21 protein-coding genes are annotated in these 23,734 nt (G+C 54.1%); 12 read left to right on the plus strand and 9 right to left on the minus strand.

All coding sequences use genetic code 11. From position 1 onward, the window contains the following. Nucleotides 1-37: 37 nt before the first annotated feature. On the plus strand, nt 38-3,499 hold the full coding sequence (locus KJ869_09455) for an alpha-amylase (protein MBU1577416.1): 3,462 nt from the start codon (nt 38-40) through the stop codon (nt 3,497-3,499). Further along, complete coding sequence (locus KJ869_09460; GenBank protein ID MBU1577417.1) at nt 3,489-5,135, plus strand: formate--tetrahydrofolate ligase; 1,647 nt, start codon at nt 3,489-3,491, stop codon at nt 5,133-5,135. Before KJ869_09455 ends, KJ869_09460 begins: the two co-directional genes overlap by 11 nt. A 63-nt stretch (nt 5,136-5,198) precedes the next feature. On the opposite strand, the gene KJ869_09465 is transcribed toward KJ869_09460, so the two are convergent. Further along, a complete protein-coding gene (locus KJ869_09465) occupies nt 5,199-5,729 on the minus strand; it encodes a hypothetical protein (protein MBU1577418.1) in 531 nt (176 codons plus the stop codon). Nucleotides 5,730-5,749: 20 nt separating this feature from the next. Then, nucleotides 5,750-6,526 carry an inositol monophosphatase gene (locus KJ869_09470; protein MBU1577419.1) on the minus strand — a complete coding sequence of 259 codons (777 nt, stop codon included), beginning with the start codon at nt 6,524-6,526 and terminating at the stop codon, nt 5,750-5,752. 385 nt (nt 6,527-6,911) lie between these two features. Between KJ869_09470 and KJ869_09475 the strand changes: the two genes are divergently transcribed. The 10 genes from KJ869_09475 to KJ869_09520 all read left to right on the plus strand — a co-directional run bounded on the left by KJ869_09475 (nt 6,912) and on the right by KJ869_09520 (nt 16,098). Further along, nucleotides 6,912-7,703: a TSUP family transporter gene (locus KJ869_09475; protein ID MBU1577420.1), complete on the plus strand. Its 792-nt coding sequence runs from the start codon at nt 6,912-6,914 to the stop codon at nt 7,701-7,703. Further along, nucleotides 7,696-8,070, plus strand: a complete 375-nt coding sequence (locus KJ869_09480; GenBank protein ID MBU1577421.1) for a metallopeptidase family protein — start codon at nt 7,696-7,698, stop codon at nt 8,068-8,070. The genes KJ869_09475 and KJ869_09480 overlap by 8 nt, the downstream gene beginning before the upstream one ends. Before the next feature lie 4 nt (nt 8,071-8,074). Further along, entirely contained in the window at nt 8,075-9,520 is a 1,446-nt protein-coding gene (locus tag KJ869_09485; protein ID MBU1577422.1) for a T9SS type A sorting domain-containing protein, read from the plus strand. A 638-nt stretch (nt 9,521-10,158) separates the two neighbouring features. Further along, entirely contained in the window at nt 10,159-10,719 is a 561-nt protein-coding gene (locus tag KJ869_09490; protein MBU1577423.1) for a sigma-70 family RNA polymerase sigma factor, read from the plus strand. Between the two features lie 81 nt (nt 10,720-10,800). Next, on the plus strand, nt 10,801-11,373 hold the full coding sequence (locus KJ869_09495; protein ID MBU1577424.1) for a zf-HC2 domain-containing protein: 573 nt from the start codon (nt 10,801-10,803) through the stop codon (nt 11,371-11,373). A 21-nt stretch (nt 11,374-11,394) separates the two neighbouring features. Next, complete coding sequence (locus KJ869_09500) at nt 11,395-12,648, plus strand: polymer-forming cytoskeletal protein (protein ID MBU1577425.1); 1,254 nt, start codon at nt 11,395-11,397, stop codon at nt 12,646-12,648. A 142-nt stretch (nt 12,649-12,790) separates the two neighbouring features. Further along, nucleotides 12,791-12,982 carry a PspC domain-containing protein gene (locus tag KJ869_09505; protein MBU1577426.1) on the plus strand — a complete coding sequence of 64 codons (192 nt, stop codon included), beginning with the start codon at nt 12,791-12,793 and terminating at the stop codon, nt 12,980-12,982. Nucleotides 12,983-12,993: 11 nt separating this feature from the next. After that, nucleotides 12,994-13,395, plus strand: a complete 402-nt coding sequence (locus KJ869_09510) for a PspC domain-containing protein (protein ID MBU1577427.1) — start codon at nt 12,994-12,996, stop codon at nt 13,393-13,395. 13 nt (nt 13,396-13,408) lie between these two features. Next, nucleotides 13,409-14,743: an insulinase family protein gene (locus KJ869_09515; protein ID MBU1577428.1), complete on the plus strand. Its 1,335-nt coding sequence runs from the start codon at nt 13,409-13,411 to the stop codon at nt 14,741-14,743. Next, entirely contained in the window at nt 14,740-16,098 is a 1,359-nt protein-coding gene (locus KJ869_09520) for an insulinase family protein (GenBank protein ID MBU1577429.1), read from the plus strand. The genes KJ869_09515 and KJ869_09520 overlap by 4 nt, the downstream gene beginning before the upstream one ends. A gap of 643 nt (nt 16,099-16,741) precedes the next feature. Here KJ869_09520 and KJ869_09525 read toward each other — a convergent pair. The 7 genes from KJ869_09525 to rfaE1 form a co-directional block, all read right to left on the minus strand. Continuing rightward, nucleotides 16,742-17,209, minus strand: a complete 468-nt coding sequence (locus tag KJ869_09525) for a hypothetical protein (GenBank protein MBU1577430.1) — start codon at nt 17,207-17,209, stop codon at nt 16,742-16,744. A gap of 5 nt (nt 17,210-17,214) precedes the next feature. Next, nucleotides 17,215-18,717, minus strand: a complete 1,503-nt coding sequence (locus KJ869_09530) for a tetratricopeptide repeat protein (protein ID MBU1577431.1) — start codon at nt 18,715-18,717, stop codon at nt 17,215-17,217. 81 nt (nt 18,718-18,798) lie between these two features. After that, nucleotides 18,799-19,275, minus strand: coding sequence for a hypothetical protein (locus KJ869_09535; protein ID MBU1577432.1), 477 nt, complete (start codon nt 19,273-19,275; stop codon nt 18,799-18,801). Continuing rightward, nucleotides 19,272-20,219 carry a quinolinate synthase NadA gene (nadA, locus tag KJ869_09540; protein MBU1577433.1) on the minus strand — a complete coding sequence of 316 codons (948 nt, stop codon included), beginning with the start codon at nt 20,217-20,219 and terminating at the stop codon, nt 19,272-19,274. The genes KJ869_09535 and nadA overlap by 4 nt, the downstream gene beginning before the upstream one ends. Continuing rightward, complete coding sequence (gene lpxK, locus KJ869_09545) at nt 20,216-21,286, minus strand: tetraacyldisaccharide 4'-kinase (protein ID MBU1577434.1); 1,071 nt, start codon at nt 21,284-21,286, stop codon at nt 20,216-20,218. The genes nadA and lpxK overlap by 4 nt, the downstream gene beginning before the upstream one ends. Next, a complete protein-coding gene (locus KJ869_09550; GenBank protein MBU1577435.1) occupies nt 21,283-22,542 on the minus strand; it encodes a 3-deoxy-D-manno-octulosonic acid transferase in 1,260 nt (419 codons plus the stop codon). The genes lpxK and KJ869_09550 overlap by 4 nt, the downstream gene beginning before the upstream one ends. After that, entirely contained in the window at nt 22,542-23,534 is a 993-nt protein-coding gene (gene rfaE1, locus KJ869_09555; GenBank protein MBU1577436.1) for a D-glycero-beta-D-manno-heptose-7-phosphate kinase, read from the minus strand. Before rfaE1 ends, KJ869_09550 begins: the two co-directional genes overlap by 1 nt. Nucleotides 23,535-23,734: the final 200 nt, after the last annotated feature.

Below are 23,734 nucleotides of genomic sequence, written 5' to 3' on the forward strand. Positions count from 1 at the left end.
AATTGAAATAAACCGGACAAAGTGTTATTATAATCGTATGTTTTTAAAGGACGCCCCCATATTTGAATTTCACATCTCCCGCCGCTGCCGAAAAAAGTACGGCTTCGAGGAGGTCATCTACGGTCTGCACGGCAATGTGATACTTACCGACTTCCCGGCAATACAACGCCTGGCCGACCGGATGAACCTGGTGCGGGATGCCGGCAATAATCCCCATCTGGCGGTCAAGGCCGCCGAGATAAATATCATCGCCCTGATCGAGGAGATCCTCCACCTTGTGGCTGCCGGCTACCGGCGGCAGGTCAACCCCAAAATATTCGAATCGGCCTTAGAAAACCTTTCTGCCGCCATAAAACCAGCCGAAACGGATAAGTGCCTTAATAATTTTATCGGGTCATTCCCCCCGCTGAAGGTCCTTACAAGCGAGCAGACCTCTTCAGAATATCTTGCCGACAGTAGTGACGGCTACTCCCACCAGGCGGTTGCTTTGGAGGAGCTGCTGTTCCTGTTCCTGGCTAATGACAACCCCGCCTACCGCCATTACTCCGAACTGTTCGACGATGCATCCCTGCGTAAAAGCACAAAATATCTTGATGGCATATCCGCCCTGAAAGAATTTTTAAAGACCCAGCCCAAATTCGGGCCGCAAAATCTGGACCTTTTCGAACTATTGAAATCTCCGGCCCTGGCCAGCCCTTACTCGCTGGCCGGACAGTTGGAATACATCAAAGAGAATTGGAAGGATATCCTCCCGGACGAAATATTCGAAAAACTTACCGATAGGATCCTCCGGGCCCTGGATGTATTGAAGGAGGCCGAGCGGTTCCGGGGGTTCGCCCCCGGGCTGGAGCCGTTGCCGGATTATAAAAAGATATTCGCCGGGCCGGACGGCTCGCCCGATCACGAGCCTGAAAAATATTCGCCGGATCTGGACTGGATGCCCAACCTGGTGATGATGGCCAAAAACACCTACGTCTGGCTGGACCAGTTGTCTAAAAAATACCAGGCCGATATCGGGCGCCTGGACCAGGTGCCCGATCAGGAACTGCAGCTGCTGGCCGAAAGCGGATTCACCGGGCTATGGCTGATAGGGGTCTGGGAACGCAGTCTGGCCTCGCAGAAAATAAAGCAGATCTGCGGCAACCCCGAGGCGGTCTCCTCGGCCTATTCCTTATATGATTACCGGATATCGGACGACCTGGGCGGCGACGGCGCCTATTATAATTTAAAGGACCGGGCCATGGGCCACGGCATCCGGATCGCCGTTGACATGGTGCCCAATCACACCGGGATATTCTCCAAATGGATAGTGGAGCACCCCGAATGGTTCGTCCAGCTGAATGATCCGCCCTATCCCGCCTATTCCTTCAACGGGCCGGACCTCTCCGGCGATCCAGATATCGGTATCTATATCGAGGACGGTTATTACAGCAAGCGGGATGCCGCGGTGGTGTTCAAGCGGCTGGATAAGCGAAGCGGCCAGGTGTGTTATATCTACCACGGCAATGACGGCACCCATATGCCCTGGAACGACACCGCCCAGCTGAATTTTCTGCTACCCGATCTCCGGGAGGCGGTGATCGGCGAGATATTGAGGGTGGCCCGCTATTCCTCGGTGATCCGTTTCGACGCCGCCATGACCCTGGCCAAGAAGCATTACCAACGTTTGTGGTTCCCCCAGCCCGGCAGCGGTGGCGATATCCCCTCCCGCTCCTGGCAGGGGATGAGCAAGGAGGAATTCGATAATGTCTTTCCCGTGGAGTTCTGGCGGGAAGTGGTGGAGCGGGTGGCCAAAGAGGTTCCCGACACCCTGCTGCTGGCCGAGGCCTTCTGGCTGATGGAGGGCTACTTCGTGCGCACCCTGGGGATGCACCGGGTGTACAACAGCGCCTTCATGAACATGCTCAAGCGCGAGGAGAACGCCAACTACCGAACGATCATCCGGAACCTGCTGGAGTTCGACCCCCAGATCCTGAAGCGTTTCGTCAATTTCATGAACAATCCCGACGAGGAGCCGGCCGCGGCCCAGTTCGGCAAGGGCGACAAATATTTCGGGGTCTGCGCCATGATGTCCACCCTGCCGGGCCTGCCCATGTTCGGACACGGGCAGATCGAGGGCTATGCTGAGAAGTACGGCATGGAATACCGCCGGGCCTACTGGGACGAGAATCCGGATCAGGATCTGATGGACCGTCACCGGCGCCAGATATTCCCCCTGCTGAAAAAACGCTACCTGTTCAGCCAGGTGGATAACTTCGTGCTTTACGATGTGGCCTCATCCGGCGGACATAACCTGCACGATATTTTCGCCTATTCCAACTCGGCCGGCGGGGAACAGGCCCTGGTAATTTATAACAATCGCTATCAAAGATCGGAGGGCTGGGTAAACTGGTCGGTGCTCTATAAAAGATCTGATCAGTCCGAATTGGCTAGGACCAAGCTGGCCGAAAAACTGGGTCTGGCCGGAGACGGCTGGATGGTCTTTCGCGATATGCTCTCAGGGCTGGAATATCTCCGTCCGGCCAGGCAGATCTGGGATAGCGGGCTTTATGTTCAGCTGAACGGCTTTGAGTGCCATGTCTTCACAAACTTTTATCACCAGGCCGATCCAACTGGCGAGTACGCAATGCTGGCTGCAAGTCTGAAAGGCCAGGGAACGCCCAGCATCGAACGGGTCCTGTGGGAACAGCGGATGGAAGGGCTTCTGGGATCATTTGAAGAACTACTGATCCCCCTGCACAATCCGGCCGGGCTGGCCAAGGCCACGGATGATGGTCTGGCAAAGCTGGACCTGGTCCGGCGGACCAGGGAGTCATTACAAAGATTGGTGCCGGAAGCTTCGAAGATATTCGGTTTGCCGGCGGCATCGCTGCCTGCCCCAGAAGAGCTGGCCGCAGAAATCATCGAACGCTTCCGCTGTTCAACCCTGGCTCCGGTAACGCTTGATAAGCGCCTGTCCGCCCTGCTCTCCGCCACCGATAAGGGCGGATTTGATGAGATGGATCTATCTGTCTTTTATGCCTTCCTAGTCTTCCGGCATGTCAATCGGCTGATTCCGCAGCCCCAAGCCCGTGAACTGCTATGGAACCGCCTGGAGAATGTTCTTGAAAATGGCCGACTGCCTGGCGGCAAGACCTACAGTACGCGCCTGCTTGTAGAGGCACTGTCGGAGGGGGACTGGGATTGGCCGATAGTCATGAGAGAAAAGCCTGCGCTGAGGAGATTTTTAGAAAGGCCGAAGGTGCTTCAATACCTGGAATGCAACTGGCACCAGAATGTCCTTTGGTTCAACAAGGAGAATTTTCTTTACCTGGTATTCTGCCTGGCTATGGCCGGCCTGACGTTCGCGCCTGATGGCACCAAGGCCCTCGGCTACCGGCGAATTTTGGTTTTGATATACCGCACTGCATTAAAAATGGTCAACCTGGCCGAATCATCGGGATACGATTATCACCGCCTGATAGAACTATTGGAAGGAGAAATCAAAAATGCCCCCTGATCTTCTGCCCATCAAACAGGTGGCTGCCGGGTTCGGCATCGCCGAGTCGGAGCTCTACCTTTACGGGCCCCACAAGGCCAAGCTGGAGCCTGCGCTGGCCCGGCGCCTGCCGCAATGCTCGACCTGCGGCCGGCTGGTGCTGGTGACCGCCACCACCCCCACCCCGGCCGGCGAGGGCAAGACCACCACCGCCATCGGACTGTCCATGGCGCTGAACAAGATCGGCCTCAAATCCATCGTTACCCTGCGAGAGCCTTCGTTGGGTCCGGTGTTCGGCATGAAGGGCGGGGCCACCGGCGGCGGGGCCTCCCGGGTGCTGCCCAGCGATGAGATAGACCTCCATTTCACCGGCGACATCCACGCCGTCACCACCGCCAACAACCTGCTGGCGGCCATGATCGACAACCACATCCAGCACGGCAATCAGCTGGGCATTGATACCCGCCGCATCGCCTGGCGCCGGGTGATAGATATGAATGATCGGGCTTTGCGGGAGATCGTCATCGGCCTGGGAGGCCGCCAGAACGGCTTTGCCCGGGAGGATGCCTTCAACATCTCGGTGGCCTCGGAGGTGATGGCGGTGCTGTGCCTGGCCGAGGATTTTGCCGACCTGAAGGCCCGGTTGGCCCGGATGGTGGTGGGCTACACCTCCCGCAGCAAACCCGTCACCGCAGCCGACCTGCGGGCGGTGGGATCCATGGCCCTGCTGCTGAAGGACGCCATCAAGCCAAATCTGGTGCAGACCTCGGAGGGCACCCCGGCCATCATCCATGGCGGACCATTTGCCAATATCGCCCACGGCACCAATTCCCTCCAGGCCATCCGGCTGGCCCAGGCCCTGTCGGAAATAACCGTCACCGAGGCCGGCTTCGCCTCGGAACTGGGCGGTGAAAAATTCATGGATTTCGTCTGCCAGGTGGGAAAATTCAATGTGGATGCGGTGGTGCTGGTGACCACCCTGAGGGCCCTGAAGTATCACGGCGGCGCGGGCAGGGAGAGCCTGGCCGAGAAGAACCTGGAAGCCCTGATCAAGGGCTTTGACAATCTGGACAAGCATATCCAGAACATGCAGTCCTTCGGGGTTCCGCTGATAGTGGCCCTGAATTACTTCCCGGACAACGATCCCGAGGAGCTGGAGCTTACCCTGAAGCACGTCCGGGCTAAAAACGCCAAGGCGGTCATCAGCGACCCCTACAACAAAGGAAGCCAGGGGTGCCTGGAGCTGGCCCGCGAGGTGGATGCCGCTTCCCGGACCGGAGCCGTGGTGAAACCGATCTACCAACCGGAATGGACCATCGGCCGCAAGATAGAGACCATCGCCACCAGGATGTACGGCGCCGCCCGGATCAATTACACCCGACAGGCCCGCAAGGATATCGATCTTTTGAACAAACTGGGATACGGCGGCCTGCACGTGATAATCGCCAAGACTCCCTCCTCCCTGTCCGACGATCCCAGGGCCATCGGCCGGCCGGTGAATTTCGACGTGGATGTGGATCGGGTCTTCCTGTCGGCCGGCGCCGGTTTCGTGGTGGCGGTCTGCGGGGAGATCATGCTGATGCCCGGCCTGCCAACCGAACCGGCCGCCCAGAATATCGATATAGACCAAGAGGGGAACATAACCGGATTGTTCTGATATATGCGGTTGAACAAAAGAGGGCTGCCCTTTAAGGCAGCCCTCTGCTTTTATCTTTATGGCTTATTTCCGCGGGGCCGATAATCCCAGAATCACCCCCAATGCCACCGACCACAGGGCGGCCAGACCGATCTGATAATCGGTGGGAAGGGAGAAGGTGACGGTGTGGGCCGGGATCCAGAACCACAGCAGGGTCATCCAGGCATTCTTGAGCCCGCTGGTATCCCAGCGCCACATTATCAGGTTCTCCTCCAGCCGGTGGAAGAACATCATCTGGGGGCCGAACAGGATGTTGGTAAAAACCGAGACCATCAGAGCCCAGCCGATGGAGCCGTGAGGCCAATCGGGCAGGAGATTTTGGGATATCAACCCGTCGACAAAAGCCTTCATGCCCACAAAACCGTATTTTATGATCACCCCCAGCAGGGCCCAGGCTAGTATTTTACCCAAGACTTGCCATAAATTGCCCAAAGAAGATATTTTTCTCTTTCTTATTACCAGGGACAAGATTTCGCCCAGCGTGCCCAGAATGCCGAATTGCACCGCCGCCGAAAGCAACCGGTTGTTGCTTACCCATTGAATGTACCAATCCATTAAAAAGCCTTTCGCAATCGTTACTTGTTTTTCAGAATATCCAGCATCTGCTTATGTATCTTCCCGTTGGAGGCTAGGCATTCCGGATAATAGATGCTGTAGCGGCCCCCGCTAAAATTAGTTATCCTCCCGCCGGCCTCGGTGATCATCAATGATGCCGCCGCCGCATCCCAGGGTTTGAGCTTTATCTCCCAGAACCCGTCGAACCGCCCACAGGCCAGGTAGGCCAGGTCGATGGCCGCCGAGCCCGGTCGCCGGACCGCCTGGGCCCGTTTGATGAACCTTTGGAAATTTTGCAGATTATTTTCCGGGCTGGTGTGGACATCGTAGGGAAACCCGGTGGCTAAAAGACTTTTGACCAGCTCCTTTTCCGCCGAGACCTTTATTCGCTTTCCGTTCAAAAAAGCCCCCCGCCCCTTGGCCGCGGTGAACAACTCGTTTAGGTTGGGATTGTATACCGCCCCCGCCTTCACCACGCCATTCTCTTCGAAAGCGATGGACACGCACCACACCGGAAAGCCGTGGGCATAGTTGGTGGTTCCGTCCAGCGGATCTATTATCCAGCGGCGCTTTGATGCGGTGCGCTGATCCTGGCTTTCCTCGGTCATGATGTCATCACCGGGGAAAGTTTTTCTAATAATGGAGATTATCAGAGCCTCGGAAGCCTGGTCGGCCCCGGTAACCAGGTCGATGGGGCTTTTGAATTTTACCGATAGCTTCCCCTGGGCCATCTTCATCAGCAAGGCCCCGGCTTTTTTGGCCGCCATAACGGCGGTCTTTAATTCTTTTTCATGCATGAGACAAGTATAATCCAAAGCCTGGCGGATTTCAAATAAAATTCACGTCATTCTGAGTACGGCAACCATGTCAGGCAATCCGAAGAATCTGAACCCTTGGCATGATATTTCTCCGGCAACGAATTACCGATATTTGTCATTCTCTCGGAAGAGGGCATCCAGGCCTGGATGCCATTCTTCAATGGCATGACAATCGGTATTATTGATCTATTCCATTATCGAGTTAATAATAGATGAGTTATTCTAAGGATAATAATCGCCACCCATTCAACCTGGCAGGCAAGTTGCTTGGCTCAGGGTGACAAAGTTAAAACTGGACGGAAAAATATTGATTGACTTTAAAAACCCCATCGCTTATTCTTATGGAAATTGATTTTTAAAACAAATGCTTGATCCTATGCTCTCCTGGCATACCTATCTGATTGTCCTGCCGTTGGTGTTCTTCGCCGGGCTGGTGGACTCCATCGCCGGAGGCGGCGGCCTGATCTCGCTTCCGGCCTACCTGGCCGCCGGCCTGCCACCGCACTTCGCGCTGGGCAACAACAAGTTCTCCTCCTCCTTCGGCACCCTGGTGGCCACCCTGCGCTATTACCACGGAGGACTGATCGATCTGAAGGTGGCCCTGGTTAGTGCCTGCTTTGCCCTAGCCGGCTCCTTTTTGGGCACCCGGGCGGTCCTGCTGATGGATCCCGGCTTCCTGCGGTATGTGCTGATCGTGCTGGTCCCGGTGGTCACCATCTTTACTTTGCTGAATAAAAACCTGGGCGTCCATAATAATTCGCATCAGACCGAGGTAAAGACCAAGTTCATTCTGGCGGCTCTGGCCTCCGGGGTGATAGGATTTTACGACGGCTTCTTCGGGCCGGGCACCGGAGCTTTTTTGATACTCTTTTATACCCTGATGCTCAAATACGATTTCGTCACCGCCAACGCCAACACCAAGGTGGTCAACCTGGCATCCAATGTGGCGGCGGTGATAACCTTTATGGCCCACGGCAAGGTGCTCTATGCCCTGGGCATACCGGCCGCGGCCTGCGGCATAGCCGGGAATCTGCTGGGAGCCAAAATGGTGATGACCAAGGGCGCCAGGATCATCCGGCCGATATTCATTTTCGTTCTGCTGCTGTTGCTGGCCAAGATAGGTTACGACATGATCGCGGGGCAATACCATGGATAGCGCAGAATTCAATAAATTGGTGGAGCAGGCGGTGGACGACCTGCCGCAGGACTTCAGGGACAAGCTGGAGAATATCGCCATCACGGTGGAGGACTATCCCTCCCCGGCGGTGTTGAGATCGCTGGGGGACCGGGCCGGGAAACATTCCCTGCTGGGGGTGTATATCGGCATTCCCTACAACAAGCGCCCGGCCTACCACATCTCGGGAAAACTGCCGGACCGGATAGAGCTGTACCAGAAGAATATCGAGTCCATCTGCCGCACGCCGCAGGAGATAGTGGAGCAGATCAAGGAGACCATCATCCACGAGGTGGGGCATTATTTCGGCCTGAGCGAGGAGGACCTGGAAAGATTAGAGGGAGTGTGATTGAATGAAAAAGATATTACCTATAATATTTATATTGGTCGCCTTTTTCAGCATAGCCCATGCCGGCGATTATAAATGCTCCATCGTTGGTAATGCTGGTGGCAATGGGCTTGTTATTGCACAGGGCAGAAATGATGGAATAAATCGATTGTATAGTTCAGGTAAATATCCTTATGAATTTAGCTGGAACGGGGCTGGTTGGACCAAAGATACAATGTCAGCATATCCCTGTTATCCGCGTACGATTACCGCAGGTTTCGGTAGAAATGACAATATCTGCCGAATTTTTACCGGTGACGATTCGCGTGGGGCTATAAAAGAGTATAGCTTTGATGGTTCAACTTGGGACAGTATGGTTATAAAGGCTGGCAATTGGGAAGGAATTCGAACTGTCGAGATAGGGAATATAAAGAATGACGATACTATGAGGGTTGTCGCCGGCTGTGATGACAGTACGACCATAGCTTATACCTATGAGAAAGGGAGTGGGGCGTGGAAAAGGGATACACTGGGTATTAAGAGGAGCATAGTTCAGGATATTGTTATTGGAAAAGGACGAAATGATGATACAAACAGAGTTTATTCTAGCGGTGACATCTATTGGATAGAGTATATCTACAGAGATAAATGGGACACAACCCATCATCAGTTTACAGTAAACACAGGGGGCAAGTTGCTAGGAGCATTAAAAGATGATGGTTTGCAACGGTTATATATAAAAGAGTCTGGAATCCATGAGATAGAATGGGACGGCACGCAATGGCTGAGAAGCGATTCTGCTATAGCTTATGGGACTTACCCGTTTTCAGGGAACGGACGGAATGACGGGAAACAACGGATGTACACTTTGGGTAGTAGCATGGTAATAGACGACTCGATTTTCAGTGATATTCGAATCTATGAGTGGAGTTATAACGTTGGGCAAAGCGAAGACTCAATGTGGGATAAAAAAGTATTGGATACCATTGCATTAAATTATGGTTATAATTTCGATATGGCCGCCGGGGTGGTGGGCGATGCCCGGAATGACGGCAAAAACCGAGTATATGCTTTAAGCGAGCTTGGCGTTATATATGAGTGGGAATGGGACGATTCATTAAACGGAGTAGTGGCGGAACCAGTTACAAGTGATAGGGTTTTCAGTTTACAGTTAAACCAAAATTATCCGAATCCCTTTAATCAGTCTACAGTTATCAGTTACCAGTTAACAGGGGCCGGGCCGGTAAAACTTACGGTTTATAATATCGCCGGGCAGTTGGTGAAAATATTGATAAATAATCCCTCTCCTAATGCTTTAGGGGAGGGGAGGGTGGGGTCCGTACCAAAGATGGGCTCCGTAACCTGGGACGGCCGGGACTCCCAGGGCAAACCGGTTATAAACGGGCTTTATTTCTACTGCCTAGAAGCCGGAGGAACTCGACGGACAAAGAAGATGATACTGCTAAAATAATTTATGTTGTTTGTTGCCGCCGCACTGCACTCGCAGTGCGGTTTTTAGTTGCTCTTAAAATATTTTAATTTTTATGAAACATATCCCCCCGGCCCTGCGTAGTCTCCTATGAAACACGAATTAAATTAAATTTCCAAATAAAAGGAGAAGGCCATGAAAGGGATAGTTGATTTAAAGAGCGTAGATTGGGGAGGGTTGATCCCCATCGGTACCATAGTTGCCCTGTTGCTGATATCCATGCTGTAAAAGATACCCAACCTCATATACCCCAAAAACTACCTCCAGAAAAGAAGCCGGAAAATTTCCGGCTTTTTAGTTATGGGGTCCCCCTTCAGCCTGCTTTATGAAAGAATCCTCAGGGTAACAGCGAAATTGTCATACTGAGAATGGCTTTTCACCCACCAAGTCGAAGTGTGCCGAAAATAAATATTATACTGCACCCATTCGGCTTGACACACATGGGGTCGTTCTCAGGGTGACAGAATTTACGGCCTGGATTCCCATTTTCATGGGAATGACAATAAGCACTTTATGATCAATTACAATTGATATTTACAACCATGCTTTCAAAAATCGCCACACTTCCCGGACATATTTTGGGTTTGACACCGGTCAAATCTAAATGCTATACTAACTTCATGGCTTCCGAAAACAAAGACCAACTATTGATAGACCGGTGTCTGGCCGGCGACAGCCGGGCCTTCAACGATCTGATCAACCGCTATAAAAGGCAGATATTCGCCCTTATCTTTCGCCTGGTCCACAACCAGAGCGATGCCGAGGATATTGCCCAGAACACCTTCATAAAAGCTTACAAGAACTTGGGAAGCTACGATCCATCCTACCCTTTCCTTACCTGGCTGTTCAAGATCGCCCATAACTCGGCCATCGATTTCTTGCGGGCAAAAAAACCGGAATCGCTCTCCATCCACGACGAAGAAAATCCCTTAGATATCGAGGCCACTGACACCTCGCTGGAGGAAAGGATCGAGGCCGCCTCCCAGCAGGAGCTGATAGACAAGGTGCTGGGCACCCTGCCTCCCCTCTACCGCGAGATCCTAATACTTAGACATCAGCAGGAACTTTCGTATGAGGAGATCGCAGAGACCCTGGACATCCCGGTGGGCACTGTCAAGATACGACTCTTTAGGGCCAGAGACATCATGAAGCAGAAACTGGTCAAGTTGGGCTACGGCTAACCCAATATCATCAAAGAACTTGGACATAATGAAACCTTTGAACGCCCCCCGTCGTATTACTACCAGAACGGAGAAAAAACCATGGAATGCAAAGAGATAAAAAATAAGTTGCAGGAGTTGACAGACAACTCCCTTGAAAATCAGGAGGTTACCGCAATAAAGACCCACCTGAGGTCCTGCCGTTCCTGCACTGCCGACTACCGCCTGCTCAATCTGGTGGCCGAGTCGGTCAAAGCCCTGCCCCTGCCACAGATCAGCACCGAGTTCAACGCTAACATCTTTAATGCTTTGGGGTTGGAATATACGGTCTCTCGCCTCAGCCCTGTGATAAAATGGACCACCGGCGCCGTTGTATCGCTAAGCTCCCTGTGGCTGGTGATATTCGGTCTGGGATTGACCTTCGGCCTGAACAAGCTGGATCCTTTCAAAATATTCTCCCTGGCCAAGGGCTTTATGAAAGCCCTGCCCAACCTGCAGGTGATCGTGGTCAAAGCCGGGCTACGGCTGGCCGATATGATCGACCTGCTGGGCCAGGTGGCCGCCACCCTGCTTAAGGGATCCAACCTGCCGGTCCAGCTGGCCATCGCCAGCATCGCGGCCTTCGCCATCATCGCCGTCGCCTCCAAAAGAATTTATATAAATTCAAAAATATAGCACATAAAAAGGAGCACGATCATGTACAAATTTAACAACCATTCTGCCAAATCCGGCTGGCTCATCCTGCTGCCGATGATCGCCCTGCTGCTGGCGGCAACCGCCGGACTGGCCGAGGAAAAAGTGGTGGGCACCAAGCTGCTGGACAAGAAGACCGTCATTAAGATCCAGGGGATCGGCGATGGTGATTCCGACACTACCTACAAGTTCAAGATCGGAGAGAAAGAGGTCGAAATAGACTCCAAGAATGCCAAGGTGGGGAATATCTATGTCGGCCCAGCCGACACCATTAATGACGATGTGGTCACCAAGGGAGGCTCCATAACGGTGGACGGCATGGTCAACGGCGACTGTGTGACCTTCGGCGGCGGCGTAACGGTCAACGGCACGGTGATGCACGACGTGGCCACCTTCGGAGGCCCGACCCTGGTCAACGGAACCGTCAAGGGCGACGTGGCCACCTTTGGAGGCCCGGTCTCCATCGACGGCACGGTGGGCGGCGATGTGGCTGCCTTCGGCGGAATGGTGAAGCTGGGGCCCAAGTCCTCGGTAGGTGGGGATATCTCGACCGTGGGCGGCACGGTTGACAAGACCGAAGGGGCCCGGGTCATCGGTGAGATCAAAAACGTGGACCTGGGTATGCTCAACCAGTTCATTCCCAGCTTGATCGGCTCGGCTCACATTGCCCATAAAAAACCGGCCACCGGACGGGCCATAAAATTCTTCATCACCTTCTTCATGCTGGCCGGGCTGGGCATTTTGGTGACGCTGCTGGGCGTGTTCTTTGCCAAACCCATCGAACGCATTACCCATATAATCGAAACCGATTTCTGGAAGTCGGCCGGCATCGGATTCCTGGTGCAGATCTCCCTGGCCCCGGCCTTAGTGTTCATGGCTGTCTCCATCCTGGGCATTCCCCTGATACCGCTGGCGGTGCTGCTGGTGGTGGCCGGGATCCTGATGAGCATCGCCAGCTTCGGGGTGATCATCAACCAGAAATTCCTGCATGCCGTCAATAAGCCGCCCATGAACACTCTTCCGGCGGTGGTGCTGGGCTTTGTGCTGCTCCACTCCCTGTTCCTGCTGGGCTCTTTGATAAACATCGCCGGCAGTCCTCTGACCGCCCTGGGCGTGATATTCATCATCATCAACTTCATCGTCCTGTGGTGCGGGGTCACCGTGGGCCTGGGCGCGGTGTGGACCACCCGGCTGGGAACCAGGGACCAGGCTCCGCCCAGACTGCCCAAAGCACCGAAGATAGCAGCTGCCGAATAAAAACAAAACATTGAACACAAAACGGCCTTGGGGTCAACGATCCTCAAGGCCGTTTTATAAATTCCCGATAAAATCCTACGTGCCCTTGAAGTTTCGCCCTTTGGGGTTTATAATTGTATAATCAATAGTTAGGAGAAGGATCATGGCCAAAAGAATTTACCGCTCTACCAAGGACCGGATGCTGGGCGGCGTCTGCGGCGGCATAGGAGAATATTTCGACGTTGATCCCACCATCATCCGGCTGATAGCGGTGGTTGTTGCCCTGTCCGGCGCCGGGATACTGGCCTACATCATCGCCTGGATCATCATCCCCGACCAGCCGGTTGTAATGTAGGAGGCCTTTAGATGCCCAAACGATTATACCGTTCCGGAAAGGACCGGGTGGTGGGTGGCGTCTGCGGAGGCCTGGCCGATTATTTTGACATCGACCCCCTGCTGATTCGCATCATCTTTATAATCCTGGCCCTGTCCGGCGGGCTGGGGGTCCTTATTTATCTGGCGGCCTGGCTAATCATCCCCGGTCAGAGCCTTTCCGCCGGCCAACACGAAACTCCGCCAACTCCCGAGGAAAGGAAACCGAATATGAAGCGAAATCCATCCGGGGTGGTGTTCGGAATACTGATCATCGTCCTGGGCATCGGGTTGCTGCTGCATAACTACGGACTGTTTTATTTTAAATTCAACCTGATCTGGCCGCTTATCCTGATCGCCATCGGGGTCAGGCTGCTGATCAGGGACAAAAAATAACGGAAGGCAATTCATGAGAAAATTAATTCTGGCGGCATCCTGCCTGGCATTGGTCGTTTCCGGGGCCGGGGCCATTGACACCCTGGCAGTTTATCAGGACAGCCTGGCCAACGGCCTGAAAATTCTGACAGTGGAGAAGCCCGGTCTGCCCCTGGTGAGCTTTCAGGTGTGGTACCGGGTGGGTTCCCGCAACGAGCGGCCGGGCATCACCGGGATCTCCCACCTGTTGGAACACATGATGTTCAAGGGGACCGACAAGATCGGGCCGGAGGAATTCTCCAGGATCGTCCAGAAATACGGCGGGCATTGCAACGCCTTCACCAGCGAGGACTACACCGCCTATTACGAGAACATCTCGACCGAATTCCTTTCGGTGGCCATGGAGATGGAGTCGGACCGGATGGCCAACCTGAAATTAGATCCCCTGGAATTCGACCCGGAACGCAACGTGGTCAAGGAGGAGCGCCGTTTAAGAGAGAACTCGCCCTACGGCCATCTGTTCGAACAGCTCAGTGCTGCCGCCTATATCGCCCACCCCTACGGCTGGCCGGTGCTGGGCTGGATGTCCGACATAGAAGCTATGACGATCCAGGATCTGCGCGAATATTACCGGACCTATTATATCCCCAACAATGCCACCTGTGTGATAGTGGGCGACATAGACCGGAAGAAGGCGGTGGCCATGGTGGCCAAATACTTCGGGAACATACCGGCCGGAACAAAAGAGCCGCCCAAGGTCACCACCGTGGAGCCTCCCCAGATGGGCGAGCGCCGGGTCAAGGTATTAAAGGATACCAGGATGCCATTGGTGGCTCTGGGATATCATACCCCTCAAATCGGCCATAAGGATACCTACGCCCTGGAACTGCTTTCCAATATACTCAGCAATGGCGAAAGCTCCCGGCTCTACCGCAGCCTGGTCTACGACAAGCAGCTGGCTTTGTTCGCTGGCGGATATAACGACACCCAGACCGATCCCACCCAATTCATCTTCTATTCGGCGCCCCAGAAGGGCCACAATACGGATGAACTTGAGCGGGTCATAGCCGAGGAGCTGGAAAAAATAAAACAGGCGGGCGTCACCCAAAGGGAGCTCCAGAAAAGCAAGAACCAGCTAGAGGCGGAATTTGTTTTCCAGCAGGAACGGAACAGAGGGCTGGCCGTACAGATTGGCTCGGCCCAGACCAGGCTGTCCTGGTGCTATTTGAACAGCTATCTTAAAAACATCCGCTCGGTAAGCAATCAGGACATCATCTCCGTGGCCAATAAATATTTCATCGACCAGAACAAGACCGTGGCCACCCTGGTCCCGATCGGCAGCCCCAAAAGCAAAGGAGAGGCCCAATGAGAAAGACAGTTTTTGCCATCGCATTGCTTTTGGCCGTAGCCGGAATAGTTTCGGCCCAGGGAATCTGGACCCCTCCCCAGCCCAAAAAGATCACTCTCAAGAATGGCCTGACCGTCTTACTTTTGGAAAACCGCCAGTTGCCAGTGATCTCGATGGAGGTGATGGTCAAGGCAGGCAGCATCACCGACCCGGCCGGATACGCCGGGCTGGCCAACTTTGCCGCCGAGATGCTGCCCAAGGGAACCTCCTCCCGCAGCGCGCTGGATATCGCCGAAAGTTTCGATTATGTGGGGGCCCAGTTCTCTGTCAAATGCGACTACGATGCGATATTCTTCTCGTTGACCACCCTGGCCAGGGATTTTGATAAAACGGCGCCGGTATTGTTCGACCTTTTATCCCAACCGGCCTTCGACTCCATAGAGACCGGGCGGCTGCAGGGAGAATTGCTTTCGGCCATCGAAGCCAAGGGAGACCGGCCCAACACCCAGTCGGCCGAGGCCTTTACCCAACTGCTCTTTGGAGGCCATCCCTATGCCCACCCAGTGATGGGCAGCGCCGAGAGCGTCTCCCGCATATTTCGCCATGACCTGTCCGGCCATCATAAAAAATACTATGCTCCCAATAATTGCATAATCTCGGTGGTGGGGGATTTTAAAAGCTCCCGGATCAAAAAGTTGATCGAACAGAATCTGGGCAAGTGGCCCAAAAGAGAGATCCCCGGGTTGCGGCTGCCGGAAATCCCAGCCATCGGACAGTCCCGAGCTTTGCTGATAAACCGCCAGATCAATCAGGCCTATATCAACCTGGGTTTTTTGGGACCCAAGCGGGATGATCCCGATTATCAGGCCATCCGGGTGATGAATTACATACTGGGCGGAGGCGGTTTCGTATCCCGGCTGGTCAAGAATATAAGGATGGCCCAGGGCCTGGCCTATGATGTGGATTCCTACTACGATCCCCGCAGCGATTTCGGGCCCTATATCCTATCCGTCCAGACCAAATGCGCCTCGGCCGACACCGCCGTCAAGAGTTTGATAACTGAGATGCGGCTGATCCAGAACCAGCCGGTAAGCGACGAGGAGCTGAAAGAAGCCAAGGATTATATCAGGGGCAGCTATCCTTTCCGCTTCGAGACCAGCGGCCAGACCGCCAGGCAGTTTTTGTATGTCGAACTCTACAACCTGGGGGCGGGTTACTTTCGGCAGGACATGGAAAAGACCCTAGCCGTGACCAAGGATGACGTAATGGCCGCCGCCAAAAAATATTTAAAGCCGGATAATTTCCTGCTGGCAATGGTCACCGACACCAGCCAGACAAAATTGAATATCCCCGGCTTGAAGATAGAAAAGCAATAAATTTTCCGATAATAAAAAGCCCCTCCGAAACGGAGGGGCTTTTAGCAATAGCTTTCAGCCTATCGTTCAAAGGGGCACTTATTCGAGTATAACCATCTTCTTAGTACTGCTAAACCAGTTGGCCTTCAACCGGTAAAAATAAATACCTTTTGATACTTTGCGCCCCATATCATCGCGGCCGTTCCAAGTTATTGACCCTTTTACCGCTTTCTCTTTGAAGAGAAAGCTCCAAAGAGAACTGTCGCTGCACCGCTGCCTGGAAGTTTTTATAGCCAGCTGCCTAAATGTCTTGACCACGAAACAGGGCTTACGCAAACAAAACATTTTTCACGGCAGCTTTTGCCAGGCAGCAGCGTTGATGCGACCCGGGGTTTGGTACCGGGACCCCGCCTTTAAGTGGAGCGGTTTACACTTCAGCCCCGATAAAGCAGTCATTGTGTTATGTGCACCCTGCTTGTTCTGGTTCAATGAGTGCCGGGGCGTAGGCCATGCTATCCGCGGAACTGGGCGGTGAAGACTTCTTTGGTTACTTTCTTAGTCATAAGAAAGTAACAGTTAAAACCTGTTTTATATAAAACTTAGTAACGATTTTACTAGTAAATCAAAAGCCCCTCCGAAACGGAGGGGCTTTTGGTTTACCATATTATTTTTCTTCTGGCTCCGAAGAAAGTTCGTCTAAGCTCAGCTCCCGGCTGTTGGACGGCTTGAAGACATTCCCCATCAGGGGATCGGATCCCTGCTCGCCGCTCAGGTCATCAAGTTTAAAAACCCGTCCTCCGGTGCCGATCTTGGAGGCCACGTCGGGGCTGACCTCGCCGCCCATGGCCTCGGATGACAGCTCATCCAGGTTGAACTCCCGGGCGCCCACCCCTATCTTGGCCGCCGGGTCGACATATTCTGGTTTAGGCTTGGGGGCCGGGCTTTCGACAACTATCTCTTCCTTGACCGGAACCGGTGCCTGCTCTCCGGCCGAAACTTTTCCATAATGGGCGATGTCGATGGCCGCATCCGTTTTGGCAACGGCGGTCTTCCGGGGAAGAATGGGATCTATCCGGGAGGGCTGCCTCTGTTCGGCCAGGATCTTTTCTATTTTGTGCAGGGCTTCGTCCATAAAAATTACCTCCGGGCCCGGTAGGAGGCCAGCTTTCTCCGGGCCTCCTCATGGGTGGGCTGCAAATTGAGCACCTTCTCCCAGGCCTTGATGGCCAGTTCGAATTTCTCCAGCTCTTCGTAGGCCACACCCAGATTGAAATAGGCCAGGGAATAATCCTCCCGCTTGGCGATGGCCTGGTTGAACAGCTCCACCGCCTGCTGATAGTCCTTCCTGATGCGGTACAGGCAGCCCAGGTTGTTATAGGCCTCCGGGGCCTCAGGGGACAGGTCTATGGCTTTTTTGAAGGCCTCCACCGCTTCCTCTTTTTTGCCCAGATCGCTCATAGTCAGCCCCAGATTGTTGTAGGCCTCGGCAAAATCCGGCCGGATGTCCAGGGCCTTGCGGAACTCCGCCTCGGCCGCCGCCAGCTCCCGGCGGTGGAAAAGCATCACCCCCCGGTCGTTGTGCTCGTTGGCCTTCTGACGTCTCCGCTCGTTGCTGATGTCCCGCTGTTCGTTGCGCTGGCCCTCCAAAAGTTCCTGCATGGTCTGCTGCAGCTTGATCAATTGCTTTTCCATCTCCTCCAGGCGGGACTGTCTGACGGCATCGGCCTCGCTCAGGGATTTCAAGTATTCGCCGGACTTGTCCATCATCTTGGCCAGGCCCTCATTCAGGCTGTCGGCATTCAACCCCTGGCCCAGGGCCTCCACCATTCTCTCCTGCTTCTGGGATATCTCGGCCAGCAGTTCTGTTTCCCGGCTGCCCTGAGCGGCCCGGTTCTGCTGGTCCTCCAGGATCAACTCCAATATATCGCCGAACTTGTTCTGGTTCAGCACCAGGGCCTCCTTGATATCTGAGGTGCTCTGCAGCATCGGAGCCAGGTTATCCTTCAATCCTCCCTGGGCGGCCCGGTTTTGCTGGTCCTCCAGGATCAGCTCCAATATATCGCCGAATTTGTTCTGGTTCAGCACCAGGGCCTCCTTGATATCTGAAGTGCTCTGCAGCATCGGAGCCAGGTTATCCTTCAATCCTCCCTGGGCGGCCCGGTTCTGCTGGTCCTCCAGGATCAACTCCAGGATGTCGGTGAACTTGGTTTGGTTCTGATCCAGCGATGATTTCAATTCGGTCAAGCTGTCCTGCACCGGACCCAGGTCCACCCCGCCGACCGAGGACATTTTTTCTTTCAGGCTGTGAAGCAGTTCATTGGTGGCCTCGGCTTTTTTTAGCACATGCAGCTGGGAGGCGGCGGTATTCTCCCGGGCTTCCTTGGTCTCGGCCAGGATGGACTTAAGTACCGCCAGCTGCTCCTCGCTGGCTGGGGAGCCGCTGCCCGCCGGCTGGATCTTGCTGTCGATAGTGGGCAGGGAGCATTTTCCGGCCGCGCTGTCGAAGATCTCGCACTGTGCCTCCAGGCAATCCCTGAGATCCACCTGGGGAGTTTCCTTCTCCTCGGTTATCTTTCCCTCGGAATCGTATTTTATTTCCCTGATGGTTGTGTGGACCGACAGAAAGGGACACTTATTCATTGTAAACTCCTAATATTCAATCAGTAAAAGATATCACAAACCAATGGTTTCGTCAAGCAGGATTTTATTAATATACCCACATTAGAAATGATAACCAAACTTAAGAGAAAACCATAGCGGAAAATTTTCTCCTTTATCTAAACGATTATTATATGCAACCTCTAATGAAAATGTATAACCATTATCAGCAATACTGTTGATTCCGAGTGGAATATAGTAACCGTAACCTGTTTCACGCTTTTCATCAATAAAAGGAGGGTATGCTGTTAAAACGAATCCAGTATATAATGTTCCTTCTTTGTATTTCTTTTGACCATTAAAATGGTACTTGGGACCCGCATAATATCCCCAAATACCCCCCCCAGCTTCTACATTCAATACCGGCAAAATAAAGCAATCCATTGAAACCGATGCAACATATGTCGGACCGCCCAGATTAAAACTTAAACCATAAGGCCTTTTAACCCTTGGATTGTCATTAATATTTTTATCAACACCCTGTGCATAAAGAGTTGCAGCAAAGAATACAACCACGATAAAAATCGTTCTCTTCATCATTTTCTCCCCGACACCTCCAGCATCCGCTCCAGCGCCAGCCTGGCTCTTTCAGCCACTTCGGCAGGGACCGTTATCTCATATTTCTGATTCTCCAAAGCCCAGGCCGCCTTGGCCAGAGTGATCATCTTCATATTCCGGCACACTGCATTCGCCGCCAGGGGATATATTCCCTTTTGGGGATTGGCGGCGGACAGCTGCTCCACCAGCCCGTCTTCGGTTCCAATCACCCATTGATCTATCTCGGGATGCTCCTTCACCTCCTGCACCATGCCCGAGGTGGAGGCCGCCATGTCGGCCTGCTCGATCACCTCCGGCGGGCATTCCGGGTGGACGATGACGGTGGCCCCGGGGTGTTCCTCTCTGGCGTTTATGATATCCTGTACCGTGAAGCGGTTGTGGACATAACAATAACCCGGCCACAGGATCAGTTTTCGTCCGGTCTTTTTAGCGGCGTAAGATCCCAGGTTCCTGTCCGGCACGAAAAGTATCTCCCTGTCCGCCGGCAGTGAATTGATTATATCCACTGCATTGGACGAAGTGCAGCAGATATCGCTCTCGGCCTTGACCGCCGCCGAGCTGTTGACGTAGGTCACAACGATGGGATCATTGTATTTTTTTCTGGCCTGGCGCAGGGCCTCGGGAGTGACCATATCAGCCATGGGGCAGCCGGCGCCCCGGTCCGGCAGTAGTACCGTTTTTTCGGGATTGAGCAGCTTGGCGCTCTCGGCCATGAAGTGCACTCCGCAGAAGACGATGGTCCCGGCCTTGACCTTGACCGCTGCCTGGGCCAGGGCCAGGGAGTCGCCGATGAAGTCGGCCAGCCTTTGTACCGGCAGCACCTGGTAGTTGTGCACCAGAAAGACCGCGTCCCGCTCTTCTTTGAGCCGGGATATTTTTTTATACAGCTCGTCGTCGGACAGTCTCTGATATTCTTCCAGGGTCATCGCTTTAACGCCCCTTTTATGATTTCAAGTAATTTTCCTTTCCCTGCCTCCGGCCTAAAAGAGATATCTATCTCCAGCGCCAAGAGCGGTTTCCCCGGGCTCCATCCCGCCGGCAGTTTTACCGCGTCCTTCTCGGTGGTAACCACGGCCTCGCAGTTGCCGGCCGCCTGGGAGATTCTTTCCAGGTCGGGCCGATTATATGAATGATGGTCTCCGAATATGATGTGATCCGAGATTTCGTATCCTAGTGCTTTGACGCTGTTCTGGAATGAATCCGGGCGGGCGATGCCGGAGAACAAAAGCATCCTACTGCCTGCCGTTAGCTTGACAGCATTTTTTTCCGTTTGATGATCCAGAGGTCTTAATTTGACAGCCCTGTGCACGCAGTAAAATACCGGCTGGTTTAAATGATGTTTTTTCTTCAGCCTTTTTATGCCTTCGCAATCCTCTTTATTCCCGCATCTGCTGGCTATGATGACGCCGGCCCTTTTCAGGGCCGGGGCCGGCTCCCGCAGGCGCCCGGCCGGAAGCAGCCAGCCGTTGCCCAGCGGCCGTCTGCCGTCCAGCAGCACGATATCCAGATCCCTGGATAATTTCCAATGCTGGAAACCGTCATCCATAATGATCACATCGGCACCCGCCGCTGCCGCCAGTTCCGAGGCCCTGTTCCGATTCTTTCCAACAATAACTATGGCCTTGCTAAGCAGTTTTTTGGCCATCAAAAAAGGCTCGTCACCAGATTCGTCGGGGCCGGCCAGGAGCTTCTGCCAGTCGCTGATGGCGATTATTTCCGAACCTTTGTCCCCCACTCTTTTGTAGCCCCGGGAGAGAATGGCCGGTTTAAAACCCAGCGCTTGTAGTTCCCCGGCCAGCATGATGCAGAACGGGGTCTTGCCGGTGCCGCCGGCGGTCAGGTTGCCCACGCAGATCACCGGAAGCCGGCTTTTGTGGGTTTTGAAAAGCCCCGTCCTATAGCCCGCCCTTCGCAATTGATAGACAAGAAAGTACAGGAGGGAGAACGGCCAGAGAAATATTATTGATAATATATCGGAAAGCAACTTCTTCATATAATCCGCCCGATTATCTTGGCCGCTTTTTCCGATGCCCCCCGCTTCTCCTCCACCATCTTCATGGCTTGGCCCCCAATATGGCTGATCGATTCCCTGTCGGATGATAATTTTTCAAGGGTCCCTCTCAACTCCCCGGCATCGGAGACCTGCAGGGCCCCTTGGGAAGCCAGCAAGCTTTGGGCGCTCTCCCGGGCGTTGGACATATGGGGTCCGAAGATGACCGGCAGGCCCAGGGCCGCCGGTTCCAGCGGATTGTGTCCGCCCACCGGCACCAGGCTGCCGCCCACCAGGGCGATATCGCCGGCCGCATAGGCATCTATCAATTCGCCCATGCTGTCCAACAGCAGGACAGCCTTTGCCCCTTCCGACCTGCCACGTTTGCTACGTTGGGAAAACGGAATATTTTTATTGGACAGGATCAGCTCCACCGTTGAAAATCTTTCCGGATGCCGGGGGGCTATTATCAGTTTCATCCTGTCGGACAGCCCGGCCCAGGCGTTCAGGATGATCTCCTCCTCGCCCTCCCGGGTGCTTCCCGCCACTAATATCAAGTCCTCCGGTGAAAATCCGAGATCTGCCCTGAGTTTCATTTTTTGTTCCCGGCTGACCGGCCGCCTGATGGTATCGTACTTGATGTTCCCGGCATTGATTATTTTCCTAAGGTCGACCCCCAATGACTTATATCTTTCCGCATCCTCCGGGCTCTGGCAGGCAATACATTCCACCCGGTTCAGCAGGGGTCGGAACAGGAATCCGAAGAAACGGTACCAGGGCAGAGACCGGTCCGACAGCCGGGCATTGACGATGAATACCGGTATACTTCGGGCATAACAAAGCCACATCAGGTTGGGCCACAGTTCGGTCTCCATCAGCACCAGGGCCGAGGGTTTTATCCTGCCCAGCGACAGGGCGATCGAAAACAGAAAATCCAACGGCAGGAAGAACGTGACCGATCCCCGGTTGATCCTGGCCGCCCGGTCCTGCCCGGTCTGGGTCATGGTGGAGATGGCCGTTTTATATCCCGAAGCCTCTTTTTGCAAGGCTTCGATCAGGGGCGGGATCAGGGCCGCCTCGCCCATGGAGGCGGCATGAAGCCAGAGGGGGTTCCCCCGCATTTTGGGAACCAGCCCGCACCTCTGGCGCCACTTTTTATTGCCGGAAAATATGCAGGCCAACAACAAATATGGCCAACCCAGAAGGAAGGCCATCGTTAAAACGATATTATATAAAATAAGCCCTATCAAAAGATCCATTACCAGCTTTCCAACGCCTCCTTCAGTTCGTTCACCGAGACCGCGGCCACCCCGAATTTGGAAACCTCCACCCCGGCCGCATGGTTGGCCAGAACAGCCGCCTCCAGGAAACTGGCCCCGGCCGCCAGGGCCAGGGTCAGCACAGCGATTACCGTGTCCCCGGCCCCGGAGACGTCGTAGACCTCTCGGGCCATGGTGGGGATGTGTTCGCTTTTATTTTCGCTGGTTATCAGATACATGCCCCGGTCGCCGGCGGTGATCAGCACCGCCTTGGTCTTAAGCTTAGCCATCAGCATTTTACCGGCCTTCAGCATGTCCTGTGGCCCGGCGATCTTCATCCCCAGTGCCCGCTCGGTCTCCAGCACATTTGGCTTGAACAGGGTCACGCCATGGAAATCCAGGAAATGGTTGAACTTGGGGTCCACCGTAACAATCTTCTTATGCTTGCGGCACAGATCCAGGGCGGCTTTGAGCACTCTGTCGGTTATCAGCCCCTTGTTGTAATCCTCTATCAGCACCGCATCGGCAGCAGGAATCAGCTTTTTCAGCCGGGCGATGACCTTGGCCTCCGAGGCCGGCGAGAGGTCCTGCCGGTGCTCCCGGTCCACTCTCACCACCTGCTGGTGATGGGCCACGATCCTGGTCTTGATGGTGGTGTGGCGCTGGGGATCCTCCACCAGCCCGTTCTTGGATATTTTCCGTTTCTGGAATTCTTTTAAGATGGTCTGGCGGGGACGGTCCCGGCCAACCACCCCCACCGGAACCACCTTGGCCCCCAGGCTGGCGATGTTCCAGGCCACGTTGGCTGCGCCGCCCAGCAAATATTTCTCCTCACTGACCTCCACCACCGGCACCGGGGCCTCCGGAGAAATCCGGCTGACCTGGCCGAACAGGTACTCGTCCAGCATCAGGTCGCCCAGCACCAGGATGGTCTTTTGGCGGAAACTGTTGATCAGGATATCGGATCGTTTTTTGTCTATTTTATACTGCATAATAAGGTGTTATTGGTGGCTGATTTTTAACTGGCAGGAGTTATATCTTAAAACACTTGGCGGATAATGTCAATGATAATTTTGCCCTTGCTTTTCACTTGCGCAAATGGTTGCGGTATGTTATATTAATTGGTCAACAAAGCAGGCGGGATAGCCCTGTTTTGAGCAATGTGACTGTTAAGTCTACCACTGTTCGAGAT

It is taken from the genome of Candidatus Edwardsbacteria bacterium, from assembly GCA_018821925.1.
Classification (GTDB): Bacteria; Edwardsbacteria; AC1; order AC1; family EtOH8; genus UBA2226.

Coding starts and splice junctions, on each gene's coding strand:
- KJ869_09515 (MBU1577428.1), top strand. CDS start 13,409: ATGAGAAAATTAATTCTGGCGGCATCCTGCCTGGCATTGGTCGTTTCC.
- KJ869_09490 (MBU1577423.1), top strand. CDS start 10,159: ATGGCTTCCGAAAACAAAGACCAACTATTGATAGACCGGTGTCTGGCC.
- KJ869_09505 (MBU1577426.1), top strand. CDS start 12,791: ATGGCCAAAAGAATTTACCGCTCTACCAAGGACCGGATGCTGGGCGGC.
- KJ869_09530 (MBU1577431.1), bottom strand. CDS start 18,717: ATGAATAAGTGTCCCTTTCTGTCGGTCCACACAACCATCAGGGAAATA.
- KJ869_09525 (MBU1577430.1), bottom strand. CDS start 17,209: ATGGACGAAGCCCTGCACAAAATAGAAAAGATCCTGGCCGAACAGAGG.
- KJ869_09460 (MBU1577417.1), top strand. CDS start 3,489: ATGCCCCCTGATCTTCTGCCCATCAAACAGGTGGCTGCCGGGTTCGGC.
- KJ869_09455 (MBU1577416.1), top strand. CDS start 38: ATGTTTTTAAAGGACGCCCCCATATTTGAATTTCACATCTCCCGCCGC.
- KJ869_09475 (MBU1577420.1), top strand. CDS start 6,912: ATGCTTGATCCTATGCTCTCCTGGCATACCTATCTGATTGTCCTGCCG.
- KJ869_09550 (MBU1577435.1), bottom strand. CDS start 22,542: ATGGATCTTTTGATAGGGCTTATTTTATATAATATCGTTTTAACGATG.
- KJ869_09465 (MBU1577418.1), bottom strand. CDS start 5,729: ATGGATTGGTACATTCAATGGGTAAGCAACAACCGGTTGCTTTCGGCG.
- KJ869_09535 (MBU1577432.1), bottom strand. CDS start 19,275: ATGATGAAGAGAACGATTTTTATCGTGGTTGTATTCTTTGCTGCAACT.
- KJ869_09495 (MBU1577424.1), top strand. CDS start 10,801: ATGGAATGCAAAGAGATAAAAAATAAGTTGCAGGAGTTGACAGACAAC.
- KJ869_09470 (MBU1577419.1), bottom strand. CDS start 6,526: ATGCATGAAAAAGAATTAAAGACCGCCGTTATGGCGGCCAAAAAAGCC.
- KJ869_09510 (MBU1577427.1), top strand. CDS start 12,994: ATGCCCAAACGATTATACCGTTCCGGAAAGGACCGGGTGGTGGGTGGC.
- KJ869_09480 (MBU1577421.1), top strand. CDS start 7,696: ATGGATAGCGCAGAATTCAATAAATTGGTGGAGCAGGCGGTGGACGAC.
- rfaE1 (MBU1577436.1), bottom strand. CDS start 23,534: ATGCAGTATAAAATAGACAAAAAACGATCCGATATCCTGATCAACAGT.
- KJ869_09485 (MBU1577422.1), top strand. CDS start 8,075: ATGAAAAAGATATTACCTATAATATTTATATTGGTCGCCTTTTTCAGC.
- KJ869_09520 (MBU1577429.1), top strand. CDS start 14,740: ATGAGAAAGACAGTTTTTGCCATCGCATTGCTTTTGGCCGTAGCCGGA.
- KJ869_09500 (MBU1577425.1), top strand. CDS start 11,395: ATGTACAAATTTAACAACCATTCTGCCAAATCCGGCTGGCTCATCCTG.
- lpxK (MBU1577434.1), bottom strand. CDS start 21,286: ATGAAGAAGTTGCTTTCCGATATATTATCAATAATATTTCTCTGGCCG.
- nadA (MBU1577433.1), bottom strand. CDS start 20,219: ATGACCCTGGAAGAATATCAGAGACTGTCCGACGACGAGCTGTATAAA.